Origin of the sequence: Vibrio sp. V31_P5A7T61 (assembly GCF_009904895.1) — a bacterium.
Classification (GTDB): domain Bacteria; phylum Pseudomonadota; class Gammaproteobacteria; order Enterobacterales; family Vibrionaceae; genus Vibrio; species Vibrio metschnikovii.
Window position 1 is genome coordinate 1 of the sequence record NZ_WXWI01000004.1, and the last position, 15,898, is coordinate 15,898.

Consider the following 15,898-nt stretch of genomic DNA (forward strand, 5'->3'; position numbering starts at 1 on the left):
ATTAATTTTAACTATGCAGAGTTAATTAGGTGTCATACAGACTATAAAGAGTCGGATTTACTATATTATTATCAAAGGGCATTTTCTCCTGAAGACAAAAACTATATTGCTAAGTTTTGGTTTGCTAGGTTTGCGTACACATCGGGGGATGAAGAGTTAAAGAGAAAGGCAATAAAAACATTTATGAATCTCAGGAGTGCTAAAGTATCTTATGATTCAAAACATGAAGTAAGAGATTTTGAACATAACCTTGAACGTTCGAAATATAGTGTAATTGAAGGTATTATTTTAAGAACCTCAAGAGATTCTGGATTTGTAAAACTAGATAGATGCGGCACTGAAATATTCATGCACAAGAATAATAATACCGAACTGCTATGGGATGCCTTATTGACAGGTGATAGGCTTTCGTTCAACCTAGGTTTTACATTTGCTGGTCCTATAGTGATTAATGCTCAAGCTCTATAAAGTTGTTAACAACTCTTAGTTACTACTGAATCTGACCATACTTTTTCTAACCCAAGTGACACGAGCTAGAGCAAAGAATCTAGCTCGTTTTTGTCCAAAAGCGTGTTAGATAAAAAGTACTATATACCTAGATCTAGGTTATTTTTATTTTCTAATGCCTGTTATTAAAATTCGACCTTATTGCCGCAATCGCAACTAATAGTATAGACTTTTTTATTTTTTGATACATGCGTCTTCTTGTTTCCACAACTTGAGCAAACTTGATTCATGGATGTGTTTGTATTGCAGTCATTACAAGTAACATAATAACCAAATTTACCATATTTGGGTGAGGTGCTTGAGCTGGAACAATTTTTACAAAGAAACCAGGAATTTGATTTAATTAAATTACTGTCTGAGCTATCTAATTGCTGGGATGCATCAATAATAATACTGCTGTTTTCCATATTAGCTATTGCTTTTGAATGAGGTTTATGGGCAGCGATTAGAAAGTATTTTATATTGTTAAATTCATTGTCACTAAAAGATGGGTTTGGCTTAAGGATACTCGATTTGCTAGCAATAATTTCTTTAACGCGATTGGATACCTGTTCTGATTTTATAATTAGGGGTGATATTCTCGATGGAATATTATCTCTATCTATAATCGCATCATTAGATGCAGCGCAGAGAGTATCCCAGCATCTACCACTGAAATAGCCTTGCATCATGAATAATTTTTCTAGTATTTGATCAGCATTATCATTCAATAGAGCTTTTAACAGTTTAGTTTGTATCTCAGCCTGAGTAATTGGCGAGGGCATACCGACCCACTTACCTCGAACCGTTCTTTGCCATTCAAGTTGCTTATTAACTTTGATGGTTCCTTTGATCGACTTTGATTCAATAATAATAAATCCTTTCTTATAAACGATAAGATGATCAATTTGTGCTATTTCACCTTTGTGCTCTATACGCAAGTCATTATAAACAAGGATGTTATTAATTTCTGAGAAATGACGCTTTAAGTAGAAAGCCACATTATTTTCTACTTGATCACCTAATTCTTGCCTGAAGTTTTTGGTTTTAACAAATACTTTTTCTTTAACGATCATCAATGCCTAGCCTTTTTCTTTATATGCTACCACGCACATTTTAAATATTGGAATAACCGCAATAATCCAGTATCTAGTTTGTGATCGCTGACAGTTTAAGTCTTCAATACAGCCTTCAACCGTGCAAAGGTCTTCATAGTATCGGTTGCTGGCATCAAGGATGTACCTACCATCTGGTAGGTAATCTAAAAATGGCTTAAATAAGCTAGAGGCATCGATATCAACTAATTGTAACTGTCTACGCTTTCTCACTCAATGAGTTGCATGTTAAGTGTGACCCTATCTGCGAAATCGCACATCTCTTTGCTGCTCTTGTACGGCATCAGCCATGTTAGGCTCATGGTTCACAAGCTTGTAAATAGACCAAGCTGAACTAGATTTACACTATGATTCGATAGTGTGAGTTTGGAGTTTATGATGAAATTAATACTGCAATCGATATTGGCTTCGTTGGTATTTTGGGCGAGTGTGACTTTGGCGAATACCATTACCCTTGCCAGTGGTGAGTGGGAGCCTTATCAAGGGCAAAGCTTAGCGAGTGGCGGGCCGGCGGCTCAGGTGGTGAGCGAAGCGTTTGCTCTATCGGGCTGGCAGGTGAACTACCAATACCTTCCTTGGGCTAGGGGGCTTAATGCTGCTGAGAATGCTGAACTGGATGGGACGTTTTTGTACAGTTTTAATCAAGATCGTGCTGCGCGCTTTCACTATAGCGAGCCGGTGATAACCTTGAGTACGGTGGTTTTTTATCATCCCGATAAGCCGCTGCGCTGGGAGAATGAGCAAGATTTATTAGGTAAAACCCTCGGTGGCGTGGTGGCTTATGATTATGGTTTTGTCCGTGAAGATGCGGGTTACACCATTGAGCGCATTAGCCAACCTGAAAACAACTTTCGTAAGCTGCAAGCAGGCCGTTTGGATGGTGTAATGGAAGAGCGGTTAGTTGGCTCGGGGTTGGCGGCCAGTGTTGGTTTTAGCCAAGTGGCTTATTTTGATAAAAGTATTAAATTCGTGCCTTACCATTTAATTGTGTCTCGTAAACATCCAAAAGCGGCAGAGATTATTGCCGCATTTAATGATGGCTTAAAACAATTAGAGAGCAATGGCCGTTTGGCTGAGATCCTTGGTCAGTAGGTTTTAATTTTCTGGTAACCGATGACTATTAATAACAGTTTGTGATAATCGTATTAGGCAGTTCTGCTTTGAATGAGAACTGCCTATTTAAATTTGCACATTGGCTATTTAGCCTTTTCAATTCAGACTTATCTCCTAATCCTTACTTCTCAATCAGTTGCATGTTAACTGTGACCCTTTCAACGAAATGCGCGTTTGCTCTCTTGTATAGTGCGGATCATGAACAAGACGAACTCGAGAGCAAAATGAAACACAATCTAAAAACTACTATGTGGTTACTCAGTTTGGGATTATGCAGTGCCTTAGTGCAGGCAGAAACCGATAAGTTGGCCAGTTTTCCAAATGGTGAGGCGTGGTTAAACCATGCGCAGCAGGGCTTAGCGCCATATTGGATGATGGAGACCGCTCACGGTCAGCCGCTGGGTAACTTTCCTACCTTTCGTTGTGATAACGGTCAATTGCTGAATGTTAACCACGTTTGCCAAGAGCTCAATAAAGGGTGGATAACGCCACACTTTGGCCGTGACTATACGCGGATGAAGTCCCGCCAAACTTACGCTTATGCGGTGCTGTACCACTTAACCGGTGATGCTCAGGCGTTAGCGCTCGCCAACGCTGGAGCGCACTATTTAATTGACCATTTGCAAGATAAGCACAACGGCGGTTTTATCAGTTTTACCGAAAACGGTCAGCCGGGGCTTGAGTGGCAACAGCGCACCTCGCAAGACCAAGCCTATGCCTTGGTGGGGCTGGCGATGCTCTATTATTTGACTCGTGATCCGCAATTGGAAGCGGTGTTGATTAAACAGCAACAGTTTATTTTTGACCATTATCGATTAGCCGATGATCAAGGATTGGCGTGGGTGTTAAAAGAGGGCGATGGCGAAAGCGCTCAGCAGCGCGAATTGGTTGCCCAGCTTGATCAAATCAATGGGTATTTATTGCTGGTGGCTCCCTTGTTACCTGAGCCTCATCGTAGCCAATGGTTGCAAGATTTGTCTTGGCTAACTGAGGTGATGTTAACTCACTATCATCATCAACCTGAGCAGCGCTTTTATGGCGCAATACATCATCCAGCAGTGATGACCCAAAGCGCTAAACATAATGATTTTGGCCATACCATTAAAGCCTATTGGATGACGTATCTCACCGGTAGCGTATTGCAAAACTCACAGTGGCAAAGCTTAGCAAAGCAGGGGATGAGAACGACCATTCGCCAAGCGCAATATCAGCCGAATTGGACGGATATCGCTCCGCGCTTACCCGATTCGTTAGCAAAACAGTGGCAAGGTAAGCCGGTGGCGAGTTGGCGTAACAGGCCGATGAGTTATGGCATTTATTCATGGGAATGGGCAGAGCTCGATCAAGCGGCGATGACGCTATCGCTACTCGAAGGGGAGCTGGAGTCTGTCTTGGCGTACACAGCGCCCGCGTTTATGCAGGTCTGGGTGGATGAGCAGTACGGCGGAGTGGGCCTTAACCCCAAATCAACCAAGGCGTTTCATTGGGGCAATGGTTACCATCAGTTTGAGCATGCGTTGGTGGGATATTTGACCGCCCAGCAGCTCAATCAGCAACCAGCAACGTTGTACTTTGCTTTTGAGCCAACAGAGCAGAGCCGACTTGCGCCTTATTATTTCCAAGGGCACGTTCAGCAACACCGCTTTACGTCCGTAGAGGGTTTACCGCGTCTAGAGGTGCAATTTGTTGATATTCATCCTTAATGTTTCGGCCAAAATAGATTTTGTTGTTCGAGCGTAAATCGCGGCGCGAAAGTGGTTAATTGTTTTCTTTTTTAGCACTCATCGTGATATCGAGTGCTAAAAAGTTACCTATGATTGATTTTTTGTATTCAAATGCTCATTTTTAATAAATATGTCACAAATAATAAACAAACTATTTGGGCTGTTTAATCCTTGTAGGATAATCACGGCGACTATCCCCTTCCTACTTTAAGCTGCAGGGGTGTTGGCTACGTTCGTTCACCCCAATCACATAGTGGTCTATGTTCATGGGGATTCACTCACTTGCCGCCTACCTGCAACGCTAAGTAGTTTGGGGTTATTTGGATAAGCTGATTTATCCACCTTATGGATACTTCTCGGTTGCTTAATGCTGGCGTTGGTTCGCCATGTTAATCACCTTAGATAAAGTAATTGAAGGACAAATATAATGAAAAAGTTGCTCTCTGCCGCGTTGATCTCTTCCGCGCTTTTGCTAACCGGTTGTGGTGATAAAGAAGCCGCCGACCAAGCTGCTCCTAGCCCAATTAACATCAACCTCAGTTTGGTGTTTGCACCCAGTGAACTGCTCACTCAAGAGTTGATTAAAGTCACCGATTCTATTCGTGAAAAGACCGATGGCGGGGTGAACATTCAGGTGTTCCCGAGCGGTCAGTTACCGGTTTATAAAGATAACCTTGAGCAGGTGGTCAATGGTGCAAACTGGATTGCGGTTGAAGATTTAACCTATCTAGGCGATTACGTTCCTGACTTCACTGCGCTGGCTGGGCCAATGTTGTATCAAACTTATGATGAGTATTTGGCGATGATGCAAACCGATTTGGTGAGCGATCTTAAACAGCAAATGCTTGATAAAGGCGTTAAAGTCCTGAATACCGATTATATCTTTGGTTTTAGACACATGATGACCAACCGTGAAATCGTTGAGCCAGAGGATATGCGTGGCATGCGCATTCGCGTACCGGGTAGCCAGTTATTCATCAGTACGTTATCAGCAATGGGCGGAGCGCCTGCGGCGCTGCCTTTCCCTGAGACTTATGCAGGGGTGCAACAAGGTGTGGTTGATGGTCTAGAAGGGACTATTTTGACCATGTACTCAAATAAAATGTATGAAGTGACGAAAAACCTATCTTTAACCAAGCATTTCCTTGGTACGGTAGGGGTCTACATTTCACCTAAAGTGTGGGAGCGTTTTAGCCCAGAGCAGCAAGCGATTGTGATGGAAGAGTTCGAGAAGGGCGCTTTATCTAACAATACTGAACTGGTGCGTTTGGATGCCGAATACGCTGAAAAACTGCAACAACTCGGCGTGACCATTAATGACGTCAACAGTGAGGCCTTTAACAAACTGACTCAGCCTGTTTATAGCCAGTTCCCAGCGTGGAGCCCAGATATTTACTCACGGATTGAAGCTGAGTTAGAGAAGATCCGCGCTCAACAATAAGCAGTGATCGACGTTATAGCCCAACGTCTCAGTGATTGATGAAGAAGGGTATCGCGTAACCGGCTGAACAGGCTGAATATAAGCCTTGAATCTGTTGGTTACGCGTTTTTATTTTCAAGCCATTGGATAGGAAGTAGCACCAATGAAGGTTGTGATTTTAGTTTGGCGTTATTTAGAAGAAGTGCTTGCTTCGCTGGCCATATCGGTAACCGTTTTAATGGTTATCGCCAATGTTATTTTGCGTTACGGGTTTGGGTTTGTGGTGCCATGGAGTGAAGAGCTTGCCGTGGTCTGTTTTATTTGGGCGGTCTATTTTGGGATAAGCTCATGTTACAAACATCGTATGCATATGGGGGTGGATGTTCTGGTGATTTTATTACCCGAGCGTTTTCAATCGCCGTTTAAAATTCTCTCATTACTATTTTTGATTGTCGTTAATGGCGGTATGGCCCATTTAAGTTATCAGTACACTATGTTATCGAACAAGGTGACGCCAGTGATGGGGATGTCTTATTTTGCGATTAATAGTGTTTTGGTATTGTCATTTGGATTGATGTTATTACACAGTTTTATTTTTCTTTATCAAGAGATTGCCAAGATGCGCGGTCAATCTTGGGCTGGATGTGAGGAAAAAGCATCATGATCAGTTATCTTCCGATCGGTATTTTGTTTGTCCTGTTTTTACTTAATGTACCGATTGCTTTTTCGTTGATTGCTTCTGCCATGGTCTATTTTATTTTCATTAATGATGTCATTCCAGTCAGTTTGGTGATGCAGCGCTTTATCTCTGCCGCTTCCTCTTTTCCACTACTGGCGATCCCGTTCTTTATTATGGTGGGGTCGGTAATGAACTATTCCGGCATTAGCCGCAGCTTATTGGCGTTCGCCGATGCGCTGATTGGGCATAAAGTCGGTGGTTTAGCGCAAGTCAACGTGGCATTAAGTACCTTAATGGGTGGAGTTTCAGGTTCGGCCAATGCCGATGCGGCGATGCAATCGAAAATATTGGCACCGGAGATGACTAAGCGAGGTTATGGTTTACCGTTTACTGCGGCGTTAACCGCAGCTTCTTCGAGCATTAGCCCGGTTATCCCGCCTGGGATTAATTTGATCATCTTTGCCTTGCTGGCCAACGTTTCTGTTCACCAAATGTTTCTAGCTGGCTACGTACCGGCCTTTTTGATGGCTATCTCACTGATGATTACCGTCGCTTGGATCGCTCGTCGGCGGGGGTATCCACCTTCTCGTGATAAAGCGGCGTCTTGGGGCGAACGCGGGCGTTATTTTTTACAAGCTTTACCAGCGCTGTTGATCCCTTTTGGGATTATTTTAGGCATGCGTTTTGGTTTGTTTACGCCCACCGAAGCTGGTGCGATAGCCGTGATGTTGTGTAGCCTGATTGGCTTGTTCATTTATCGTCAATTAAAACCGCATCACTTTGCGGCGATTTTGCGCGAAACCGTTCAAGGCACCAGTACGGTGATGTTCATCATTATTGGGGCGATGGTGTTTGGCTACTACATGACGTTGGAGCGTATTCCGCAGACGGTGGCCAGTGCTTTGATTGAGTTAACCGATAATAAACTGTTGCTGCTACTGCTGATTAACTTATTGCTGTTGGTGGTGGGGATGTTTATTGAAGGTGGTGCAGCGATGATTATCTTGACGCCATTATTGCTGCCTGCCGTCCTGAATGCGGGGGTCAATCCGGTACACTTTGGCGTGATCGTCATCGTTAATATCATGATTGGTGGCGTAACCCCGCCGTTTGGGTCGATGATGTTTACCGTTTGCTCCATTTTGAAAGTTCGGATGATTGAGTTCATGAAAGAGGTGATCCCGTTTTTGATTGCGCTATTGGCGGTATTAATGCTGCTCACTTTCTCTGAATCGTTAGTGATGTGGTTACCGAATGCGATTTAATAAAATAACGCCTCACTTTTGATGCGATAGGCCGCCAGTAAGGTTGGCGTCTTCTTAACATCGAGTTGTAATCAGCCATCATCGCCATTGGGCATGATGGCTTTTTTATGCTTCTTCTCTCTGCTTTTCTCATCTGACCACTGTTTATTATCGTTAAACGTGTCGATAAAAATCCAGATCGCGATCTTATCTTTCATCATTGTGGTTTTTTCCTTTTCTTCGCTTTGCAGTGAAAACGAGATCCATTTCAATTTTATGCAACAAGTTGATTTTTACAATTGCAATGTCATGTTGTTGCTTTATTTTAAGTAAGTTAAACAACTGTTCGAATTATTGAATAAACGTTAAAAGTGGACAGTGAGTCATCATCAAGATTAGCTCAGGTGAACCTTAGGCTTAGCAAGGGAGTGTAGGCATGAAAAAAGTAGCGTTAATAACCGGATCGAAAGGTGGCATCGGATCTGCGATCAGCTCACAACTGGTTGCCGATGGTTATCGAGTGGTTGCGACGTATTACACCGGAAATTATCAATGCGCTATCGATTGGTTCAATGAGAAGGGATTTACCGAGCAACAAGTGCGTTTATTTGAGCTCGATGTGACTGATACCGAGCAGTGCAGTGAACGTTTAACTCAGTTACTGAGTGAAGAGGGCTCCATCGATGTGGTGGTCAATAATGCTGGTATTACGCGCGATTCTCAATTGAAAAAAATGTCCGCAGAGGATTGGTTTGATGTCATTAACACCAATCTGAACAGCGTGTTTAATGTCACTCGCCCCTTATTTTCGGCGATGTGTGAAAAAGGCCAAGGGCGAATCATTAATATCTCTTCGGTGAATGGTTTAAAAGGTCAATTTGGCCAAGTTAATTACGCGGCGGCTAAAGCAGGAATGATTGGTTTTACCAAGGCGTTAGCCTTAGAAGGTGCGCGTAGTGGGGTAACGGTCAATGCGGTCGCGCCCGGTTATACCGCGACGCCGATGGTTGAGCAGATGCGAGAAGAGGTCTTGGCGTCGATAAAATCTCAGATCCCGATGCAGCGTTTAGCGACCCCAGAAGAGATCGCTAAAGCGGTCTCTTTCCTTGCGGGAGATGGCGGGGCTTATATCACTGGTGAGACGCTCTCTGTCAATGGCGGCTTATACATGAACTAGCTTATACATGAACTAATAGTGAAGTGGCATTGAGTGAACAACGAATGCCTCTTCATCATGATCATTTTTGCCCAAGCAATCGTGCTTTGGGTTAGGTATCGATAACAGCGTTAATTAATGAGGAAATACTTATGTACACGGATTTTTTTAAAACTTTCACCGATCAAGCAGAAAAAAACATGCAACCGTTTTTTAAGTTTAATCAGTTAATGACTAAAAACGTTGAGCTATTGACAGAGCTACAACTGAATGCAATGCGCACATACAGCGAAATGGGCATGGCTCAGATGAAAGCAGCGTCAGAGATTAAAGATGTTAATACACTCGCGGCGTTCAGTAGTCAGCAATTGGGCGTTCTGAGTAAACTGTCGCAGCAGATGCTAGACGATAGCAATAAATTGCAAGCGGCGGCGAAAGAGTTCAAGCAAGATATTGAAACGTTGACTTCAGAAAATATCAAAACGGCGACTCCACAATAGCCTGTGATCGTTTTATAACTGGAAGCGTTTGCGAGATAACACGCTTCCGGTGATCAAGGTATCTATTAAAGCGCCGCCCTTTTTCGGCGGCGCTGTTCCGAGTAAGGGAGTACTTTATGTTGCAACATTTCTTTTCGGACTATCTGGTTAAGCTGCAAGAAACCAATCAACAGTGGTGGCAGGATTTTGAAGCGAACAAGATGGCCGCTAACTCTCCTTTAAACCAAGCCATTCAAGCAGTGAACTTTGAAGATAGTGCGAAGTTTTTTGAACAAGCCGTTAATCAACCGACCGCGTTGCTGCAGTTGCAAACCCAGTGGTGGGAGCAACAAATGCAAATATGGCAGCAAGTCGTGCTATCCGGTAACACCCAGAGTGTGATTGAGGTTGAGAAAGGCGATAAACGATTTAACGATGAAACATGGCAGTCACAGGCCATGTACAATTTTATTAAGCAGTCGTACTTGCTGTTTTGTAAAACCTACATGGAGACCATCAATGCGATTGAAGGCGTTGATGACAAAACCAAAGAGCGGATCAGCTTTTTTTCAAGGCAGATGATCAATGCGATGTCGCCTTCGAATTTTATTGCCACTAACCCTGAACTGCTCAAACTCACCATTGAAAATAATGGGCAGAATTTACTCAAAGGTATGGAGCTGCTCAAAGAAGATTTGCAGTCCAGTGCTGATATTTTGAAAGTTCGCATGACCAACGAGCAAGCTTTTCGACTGGGTGAAGAGATAGCCAGTACGGAAGGTAAGGTGGTGTACCGTAATGAGTTGTTCGAGTTAATTCAATACACGCCAGTAACGGAACAAGTAAAAGTCACGCCGTTATTGATCGTGCCGCCGTTTATTAATAAGTATTATATTCTTGATTTAACTGAGAAAAACTCCATGGTGCGCTGGCTGTTAGAGCAAGGGCACTGTGTGTTTATGATCTCTTGGCGCAATCCTGGAAAGGCACAAAGTGAAATTGGTTTTGACAACTATGTTCTCGATGGTGTGGTGCAAGCGGTATCGGTAATTGAAGATATTACCGGACAAGAGCAAATCAACGCAGCAGGTTACTGTATTGGTGGTACGGCATTAGCCTCTGCTATTGCTTACTATGCTGCGAAACGAATGAAAAAACGGATTAAATCGGCGAGTTTTTTTACCACTTTACTCGATTTCTCTCAACCTGGCGAAGTGGGTGCTTACATTAATGACACCATCATTAGTGCCATTGAAGCGCAAAATAACGCGCAAGGCTTTATGGATGGACGTTCGCTGAGTGTGACCTTTAGTTTGTTACGTGAAAATAGCCTGTATTGGAATTATTACATTGATAACTATTTAAAAGGCACGAGCCCGGTTGATTTTGATCTTTTGTATTGGAATAGCGATAGCACCAACGTCGCGGCTAATACCCATAACTTCTTACTGCGCGAGTTGTATCTCAATAATCAGCTAGTGCAAGATAAAGGGGTAAAAATCGGTGGGGTATGGATTGACCTGAATAAAATTCGCATTCCAAGCTACTTTATCTCCGCCAAGGACGATCACATTGCTTTATGGCAAGGTACTTACCGCGGCGCGTTAGCCATGGGAGGTAATAAAACCTTTGTGCTCGGTGAATCTGGTCACATCGCTGGGATTGTTAATCCACCAGCTAAAAATAAGTACGGTTATTGGGTCAATGACAGCTTAGATGAATCGGCCGATGAGTGGTTAGCCAATGCGCAACGTGCGGAAGGTTCATGGTGGACCCATTGGGATCAATGGCTTGCTCAGTTTAGCCCTGAGTCATTAGTTCCTGCTTATCCCATCGGCAGTGATAATTTCCCTGCTCTTGAAGCTGCGCCGGGCAGTTATGTGAAACAAACGCTACCGATAGTTGAATAAACCGATTATTGAATAAGAAGATGGATAGCGCCTATTTATAGCACTGATAGGGTCGTCTCAATGGGATGAAAGCCGCCGCGGAAGATGACTTCATGCGGCGGCTTTTTATTAACGACTTTTGTTAGTAAACCTGAAAAATAGCTTATTGATTATCAGGATTAAACACATTGGTGTAGCTGGTAATGGTACGCACGCTGATATTCGATTGATCTCTGGCGTATAAACCGAGTTGTCCCGTTGTTGTATCATGGCCTAGGCTTTGGTGACTGTATACATTACTTAAGGTATCGCTATTAGGGATCCACTCCCAGCGCTGGCTTAAGCTTGAGTTACATTGCTGAAGGGCACTCAGATTATCACCATCTAAACAGTAAGCGGTGTTCGCTGCACTCACGTAACGCCCTAGCTGATCATAAATAAACGATTGAGCTTGTTTGTTATCGATACACTCACTGGCGGTTATCGATTGATCGCCATTCACCTCAACACAGCGGTTATTAAAGCTGGCAAGTTGTAAGTTAACCGGTCTGCCACCGGTAAATACCGGATGTTGCCAATCAACGGTGAAGCTGGTGGTTTTACCGACTCGGCGACGTCCATCGTTTTCAAACCCATGGTAAGATTGATGGCCACCGATGACGTAATAATGCTTATAAGCGCCGTTATAGATTGGACGGATATTGACCGAAGAATCAATCGTAAACTCGGTAGTGCCAGTTTCAGTTGGAGCAGCGCTGTAGATCACATCCATTTTCGGTACAAAGCTGGCATAACCGATTGGGTTGATCTTGTTGGTATCAATCGGATAAGTATTTACCCATAGTGCATCTGTCCAGCGATCCAGTAAAGACTCCGCCGTTGCGTATTGATCGCGCTCCCAAGTAAAACGAACTTTTTGTGGGCTTGGCGTACTGCGTGCGACTTTATAATCGTGAGTTTTAAAGGTTAACCAACGGCTTTGGTTGTAACTAGCGTTAGCTTCTAGTTTGGCTTTCGGACCATCTTTATTAACTTCAACACCGCCATTGACGCCAACTTGGAAACCAGACACTTCCTTGATTTCATAGTCAGAATTAATATTTTCACGAGGGAAGGTTTTTAAAATTTGCGCTTTATTATTCGATGCGTTAAAGACAAACTGATAATCCTGTGCGATAGCATCCGTTGACCAATCTCTAAAATAGGCATCGAGAGTGACGTAGTCGGCTGCATATTGACGCCAACCTAACTGATCATTGAGATGAATACCGGCTCCAGTGGTATCGTCATCCAAACTAATACGAACAATTTTGGCGTCTGGTGTTGCTGAGCCAGTGGTACCAAATTGCAGAGAACGTTCATAGTTAACTCGATAGATCAACGAGATGTTCGGGTTATCACAAAAGACGCGAGTCCCTTTATCCCATAAATGTGAGTTTTTAAAGGTGCACTCTTCATCGCTGATTGGGCGATGAACATTCACATAAAACGCAACATGCGGCAAGCTGTTAGCTTCGCTTGTCGCATTAGTGCGGCTATCAATACTACGCCGTTGGCGAGAATAAGTAACAGGTTGAGCCTCAAGCAACTGAATACTTGGATCATTTTCATCATCTAACCCCGTGAACAATAATTCCCCTTTATGTTCGGTAATTAGCCAGAAATCACTGCTCAGCGCGACACCTAATTGACCGCGTAATAGCGCTTTGGCTTGTGTTTTACCCTGTTCATCACTGATATTACTAAAATCTATCAAGTAGCGCTGATGCTGGCGAAGCACGCTATCGCGCACATCACTTAACCTTGGTACTGTTCCTTCTTCCACCAACAATTCAGCGGCATTTAAATAACTAACTTGGCTATCATCCTGAAGCGTACTCAGCATTTCAACCGCCACACCTTGTGGTTGCTGAACATCTGCATAGGCGGTATTCCATACCAAGCCTGATAATATCGCGGCTAACGCGATGGTTTTATTGTTATAGATAGGCATAGGATTACCTCTTGATGAATGGTATTACCCTGTGACTTAACGTTGCGCTATGGCTGAACATCTTTGCCCTTTGGGTTGCAGCAGATAACGTATTCATATGGTTATTAAATGATCCATTACTGCTAAATCTATTAATATGTTTTGTGGTAACAATTTGAAACAAGTTAAATGAAATTCGTGGCTCAAGATCACAAAAAAAACATCAGGAGAAAATGAACTAAAGTATCTTCAAGGTTTGATAAGCCTCAGTTATCAATAGCGGTAGGCGATACTGTTACCTTGCTGCAGAATTCTTGGCTGTGATTAGTTGGTTTAATCAAAGCGAGAGTGGTGTCAAAAATATGTCGGGGTGAAATTGGTACACTGATGATTAATTTATGATAAAGGTTGCCTTTGATTCGCCGATAGTAAAGGGCGATATTATTCACAGGTAGTCAGATGAGGAGTGCAAGGATGTTCAAGTCTTTTCGAGCCAAAATCACCGCGATCAGCGTGGGATTGATCGTGATTTCATTGGTTGTGACGGCGGTTTTAATCGTGAGAGTTAGCTCTGAAACGCTCCGTTTGCAAATCAGCCGTAATTTACAACAACAGCTACAAACTCAATCGAGCTCAATTTCTAACTGGATGGATGAGCGAAAAAACATGCTGATGGCCACCGGAAAGGTTTTGGAACAGCGAGATCCTTTGTCTGCTCTAAAGCAACTGAGTGATGGCGGTGGTTTTTTAGCGGCGTATTTCGCGCGTCCTGATGGCTCTGCGGTGTTTTCCGATGAATGGCAACCACCGAGTGATTACAATCCATTGACTCGTGAATGGTATCGCTTGGCGGCTACGCAGAGCGGCGTCGCGACAACGGCACCTTATGAAGATGCACTAGATGGCCAAACCAGCTTAGTGGTCACCTTTACTCATGGATTGGGCAATAACGCCAGTCGCGGTGTATTAGCAGGGGATATTCCTTTAACCTTTATCATCGATACCGTGCGCGCCATTGCGCCAACACAAAACAGTTTTGCATTTTTAACCGATAACAGCGGGACTATTATTGCTCATCCGAATCCAAATTTGAGTTTAAAAAGCTTACGTGATTTGAACCCCAACTTAACGCAAAACATGTTAAGTGATATTCAGCGTCAAGGTCATCGCGAACTTGCGTTGCAAGGCCAAGCCATTTATCTCACCAGTCAGGCAATACCGGGCACCAACTGGTCGTTGAATATTGCTCTCGATAAACAAGATGCCTTATCGGGTATCTACAGCATGATCCGTTGGACGGTTATTGCGGTGCTATTGATTGGGCTGGTTGCCACCGGTGTGATGTGGATCTCTAGCGCTTCAGGGTTTAGACGTTTACAAGAAGTCAGCTTAGCAATGACCGATATCGGTCAAGGAGAAGGGGACTTAACCAAACGTATCGAAGCGCATGGCAGCGATGAAATTGCCACTATTGCCAAAGCGTTTAATACCTTTGTTGAAAAGATTCATCTGTTGGTGAACGAAGTTAATAATACCGCTCAATCGGTGTCGGCGGCTTCGAGCACCTTGGCACAAGTGACACGACAAAGCGCAGGTGTGGTCGCTCAGCAAAGTTCAGAAACGGATCAAGTTGCGACCGCAATGAATGAAATGACCGCCACCGTACAAGAGGTTGCGAGCCATGCCAGTGAAGCGGCAAGTCAAGCCTCTGCAGCAGATAATGAAACCAAACAAGGGCAAGTGTTACTGCGCGATACCTTACAACAATTAAAACATTTGGATGATACTTTGCAAGGCAGTAGTTCAACGATTGCGGAGTTACAAACCGGAACGCAAGATATTGTTGGTATGCTAGATGTGATCAGCGCCGTTTCTGAACAAACCAATTTACTCGCTTTAAACGCGGCGATTGAGGCTGCCCGAGCGGGAGAGCATGGCCGTGGTTTTGCGGTGGTTGCCGATGAAGTGCGTGGATTAGCAGGTCGTACGCAACAAAGTACTCAGCAGATCCAAGAAGTGGTTGATCGCCTGTTTAAGCAAACGGAAAATGTGGTCAATGTGATGGCTCAAAGTCGCTCCGCTGCGCAAACTACCGTGACGAAAGCCGAAGACATGGCTGCTCGTTTAGAGCAAGTTAATCAAGCGATTACCTTAATCGCTGATATGAACTTACAAATAGCGACAGCGGCAGAAGAGCAATCATCCGTGGCTGAGCTGATTAACCAAAATGTGGTGAATATTAATGATTTATCATCACAAACTGAACAGGCATCGCATCAGTTAACCGAAGCGACGCAAACTCTGACTGAGCAAGCGGATCAACTGCATCAACAAGTATCACAGTTTAAAATTTAGTCAGCGATTACCGTCAGTGTGTTATCTAAAAAGGGGCTTTTAGCCTAATGCCAGTCAGTTAAGCTGACTGGCTTTCTTTTTATTGGGGTATTTCTTTGCCTTTGGTTTTATTGCTCTCGGATATATCCGCTCTTCTCGTTTAATGGGCAAGACATGGTGTATCGCCTCTTCCTGCAAGTGAGTAATGCGCTTAGGGATTGTTCCCGCCGACTCCAACCAGAACCCCAAAATTACGTGAATAATAGAGTGAGCACACGTTGTGAAGC

The 15,898-nt window shown here is 43.7% G+C and carries 13 protein-coding genes and 1 pseudogene; 10 read left to right on the top strand and 4 right to left on the bottom strand.

Annotated elements, in window-relative coordinates; genetic code table 11:
• A partial coding sequence (locus CAG58_RS00195; RefSeq protein ID WP_202598154.1) for a hypothetical protein occupies positions 1–468 on the top strand: 468 nt, incomplete at its 5' end.
• Positions 469–632: 164 nt separating this feature from the next.
• Here CAG58_RS00195 and CAG58_RS00200 read toward each other — a convergent pair.
• Positions 633–1,562 (bottom strand): NERD domain-containing protein, encoded by a 930-nt coding sequence (locus CAG58_RS00200; protein WP_161429786.1) that lies wholly within the window; start codon positions 1,560–1,562, stop codon positions 633–635.
• Positions 1,563–1,976: 414 nt separating this feature from the next.
• Between CAG58_RS00200 and CAG58_RS00205 the strand changes: the two genes are divergently transcribed.
• The 5 genes from CAG58_RS00205 (at position 1,977) to CAG58_RS00225 (ending at position 7,802) form a co-directional block, all read left to right on the top strand.
• Positions 1,977–2,693: a substrate-binding periplasmic protein gene (locus CAG58_RS00205; protein ID WP_161439681.1), complete on the top strand. Its 717-nt coding sequence runs from the start codon at positions 1,977–1,979 to the stop codon at positions 2,691–2,693.
• 245 nt (positions 2,694–2,938) lie between these two features.
• Positions 2,939–4,417 carry an AGE family epimerase/isomerase gene (locus tag CAG58_RS00210; RefSeq protein WP_237665942.1) on the top strand — a complete coding sequence of 493 codons (1,479 nt, stop codon included), beginning with the start codon at positions 2,939–2,941 and terminating at the stop codon, positions 4,415–4,417.
• Between the two features lie 448 nt (positions 4,418–4,865).
• The gene (dctP, locus tag CAG58_RS00215) at positions 4,866–5,879 is read left to right on the top strand and encodes a C4-dicarboxylate TRAP transporter substrate-binding protein (protein WP_154168909.1); all 1,014 of its coding nucleotides are present in this window, start codon (positions 4,866–4,868) and stop codon (positions 5,877–5,879) included.
• A 154-nt stretch (positions 5,880–6,033) separates the two neighbouring features.
• Positions 6,034–6,522, top strand: coding sequence for a TRAP transporter small permease (locus tag CAG58_RS00220; protein WP_170905378.1), 489 nt, complete (start codon positions 6,034–6,036; stop codon positions 6,520–6,522).
• A complete protein-coding gene (locus CAG58_RS00225) occupies positions 6,519–7,802 on the top strand; it encodes a TRAP transporter large permease (RefSeq protein ID WP_161425212.1) in 1,284 nt (427 codons plus the stop codon). The genes CAG58_RS00220 and CAG58_RS00225 overlap by 4 nt, the downstream gene beginning before the upstream one ends.
• Before the next feature lie 71 nt (positions 7,803–7,873).
• On the opposite strand, the gene CAG58_RS17025 is transcribed toward CAG58_RS00225, so the two are convergent.
• On the bottom strand, positions 7,874–8,002 hold the full coding sequence (locus CAG58_RS17025) for a hypothetical protein (RefSeq protein WP_272924493.1): 129 nt from the start codon (positions 8,000–8,002) through the stop codon (positions 7,874–7,876).
• 215 nt (positions 8,003–8,217) lie between these two features.
• On the opposite strand from CAG58_RS17025, the gene CAG58_RS00230 reads away from it, so the two are divergent.
• The 3 genes from CAG58_RS00230 (at position 8,218) to phaC (ending at position 11,326) form a co-directional block, all read left to right on the top strand.
• Positions 8,218–8,958, top strand: a complete 741-nt coding sequence (locus CAG58_RS00230) for an SDR family oxidoreductase (RefSeq protein WP_072668727.1) — start codon at positions 8,218–8,220, stop codon at positions 8,956–8,958.
• A 131-nt stretch (positions 8,959–9,089) separates the two neighbouring features.
• Entirely contained in the window at positions 9,090–9,437 is a 348-nt protein-coding gene (locus CAG58_RS00235; RefSeq protein WP_004395799.1) for a phasin family protein, read from the top strand.
• 116 nt (positions 9,438–9,553) lie between these two features.
• Positions 9,554–11,326 (top strand): class I poly(R)-hydroxyalkanoic acid synthase, encoded by a 1,773-nt coding sequence (gene phaC, locus CAG58_RS00240; protein WP_161429785.1) that lies wholly within the window; start codon positions 9,554–9,556, stop codon positions 11,324–11,326.
• Between the two features lie 142 nt (positions 11,327–11,468).
• On the opposite strand, the gene CAG58_RS00245 is transcribed toward phaC, so the two are convergent.
• Positions 11,469–13,298, bottom strand: coding sequence for a leukocidin family pore-forming toxin (locus tag CAG58_RS00245; RefSeq protein ID WP_161426094.1), 1,830 nt, complete (start codon positions 13,296–13,298; stop codon positions 11,469–11,471).
• A 453-nt stretch (positions 13,299–13,751) separates the two neighbouring features.
• Between CAG58_RS00245 and CAG58_RS00250 the strand changes: the two genes are divergently transcribed.
• Positions 13,752–15,632, top strand: a complete 1,881-nt coding sequence (locus CAG58_RS00250; RefSeq protein ID WP_158144168.1) for a methyl-accepting chemotaxis protein — start codon at positions 13,752–13,754, stop codon at positions 15,630–15,632.
• A gap of 54 nt (positions 15,633–15,686) precedes the next feature.
• Here the strand turns inward: CAG58_RS00250 and CAG58_RS00255 are convergent.
• Positions 15,687–15,898 (bottom strand): annotated as a pseudogene (locus tag CAG58_RS00255) (IS4 family transposase); the annotation flags it as partial.

What these genes read in the sequence shown, in the direction of transcription:
- CAG58_RS00225 (WP_161425212.1), top strand. Translation starts at nt 6,519, where the DNA reads ATGATCAGTTATCTTCCGATCGGTATTTTGTTTGTCCTGTTTTTACTT.
- CAG58_RS00230 (WP_072668727.1), top strand. Translation starts at nt 8,218, where the DNA reads ATGAAAAAAGTAGCGTTAATAACCGGATCGAAAGGTGGCATCGGATCT.
- CAG58_RS00200 (WP_161429786.1), bottom strand. Translation starts at nt 1,562, where the DNA reads ATGATCGTTAAAGAAAAAGTATTTGTTAAAACCAAAAACTTCAGGCAA.
- CAG58_RS00250 (WP_158144168.1), top strand. Translation starts at nt 13,752, where the DNA reads ATGTTCAAGTCTTTTCGAGCCAAAATCACCGCGATCAGCGTGGGATTG.
- CAG58_RS17025 (WP_272924493.1), bottom strand. Translation starts at nt 8,002, where the DNA reads ATGATGAAAGATAAGATCGCGATCTGGATTTTTATCGACACGTTTAAC.
- CAG58_RS00210 (WP_237665942.1), top strand. Translation starts at nt 2,939, where the DNA reads ATGAAACACAATCTAAAAACTACTATGTGGTTACTCAGTTTGGGATTA.
- CAG58_RS00205 (WP_161439681.1), top strand. Translation starts at nt 1,977, where the DNA reads ATGATGAAATTAATACTGCAATCGATATTGGCTTCGTTGGTATTTTGG.
- CAG58_RS00245 (WP_161426094.1), bottom strand. Translation starts at nt 13,298, where the DNA reads ATGCCTATCTATAACAATAAAACCATCGCGTTAGCCGCGATATTATCA.
- dctP (WP_154168909.1), top strand. Translation starts at nt 4,866, where the DNA reads ATGAAAAAGTTGCTCTCTGCCGCGTTGATCTCTTCCGCGCTTTTGCTA.
- phaC (WP_161429785.1), top strand. Translation starts at nt 9,554, where the DNA reads ATGTTGCAACATTTCTTTTCGGACTATCTGGTTAAGCTGCAAGAAACC.
- CAG58_RS00235 (WP_004395799.1), top strand. Translation starts at nt 9,090, where the DNA reads ATGTACACGGATTTTTTTAAAACTTTCACCGATCAAGCAGAAAAAAAC.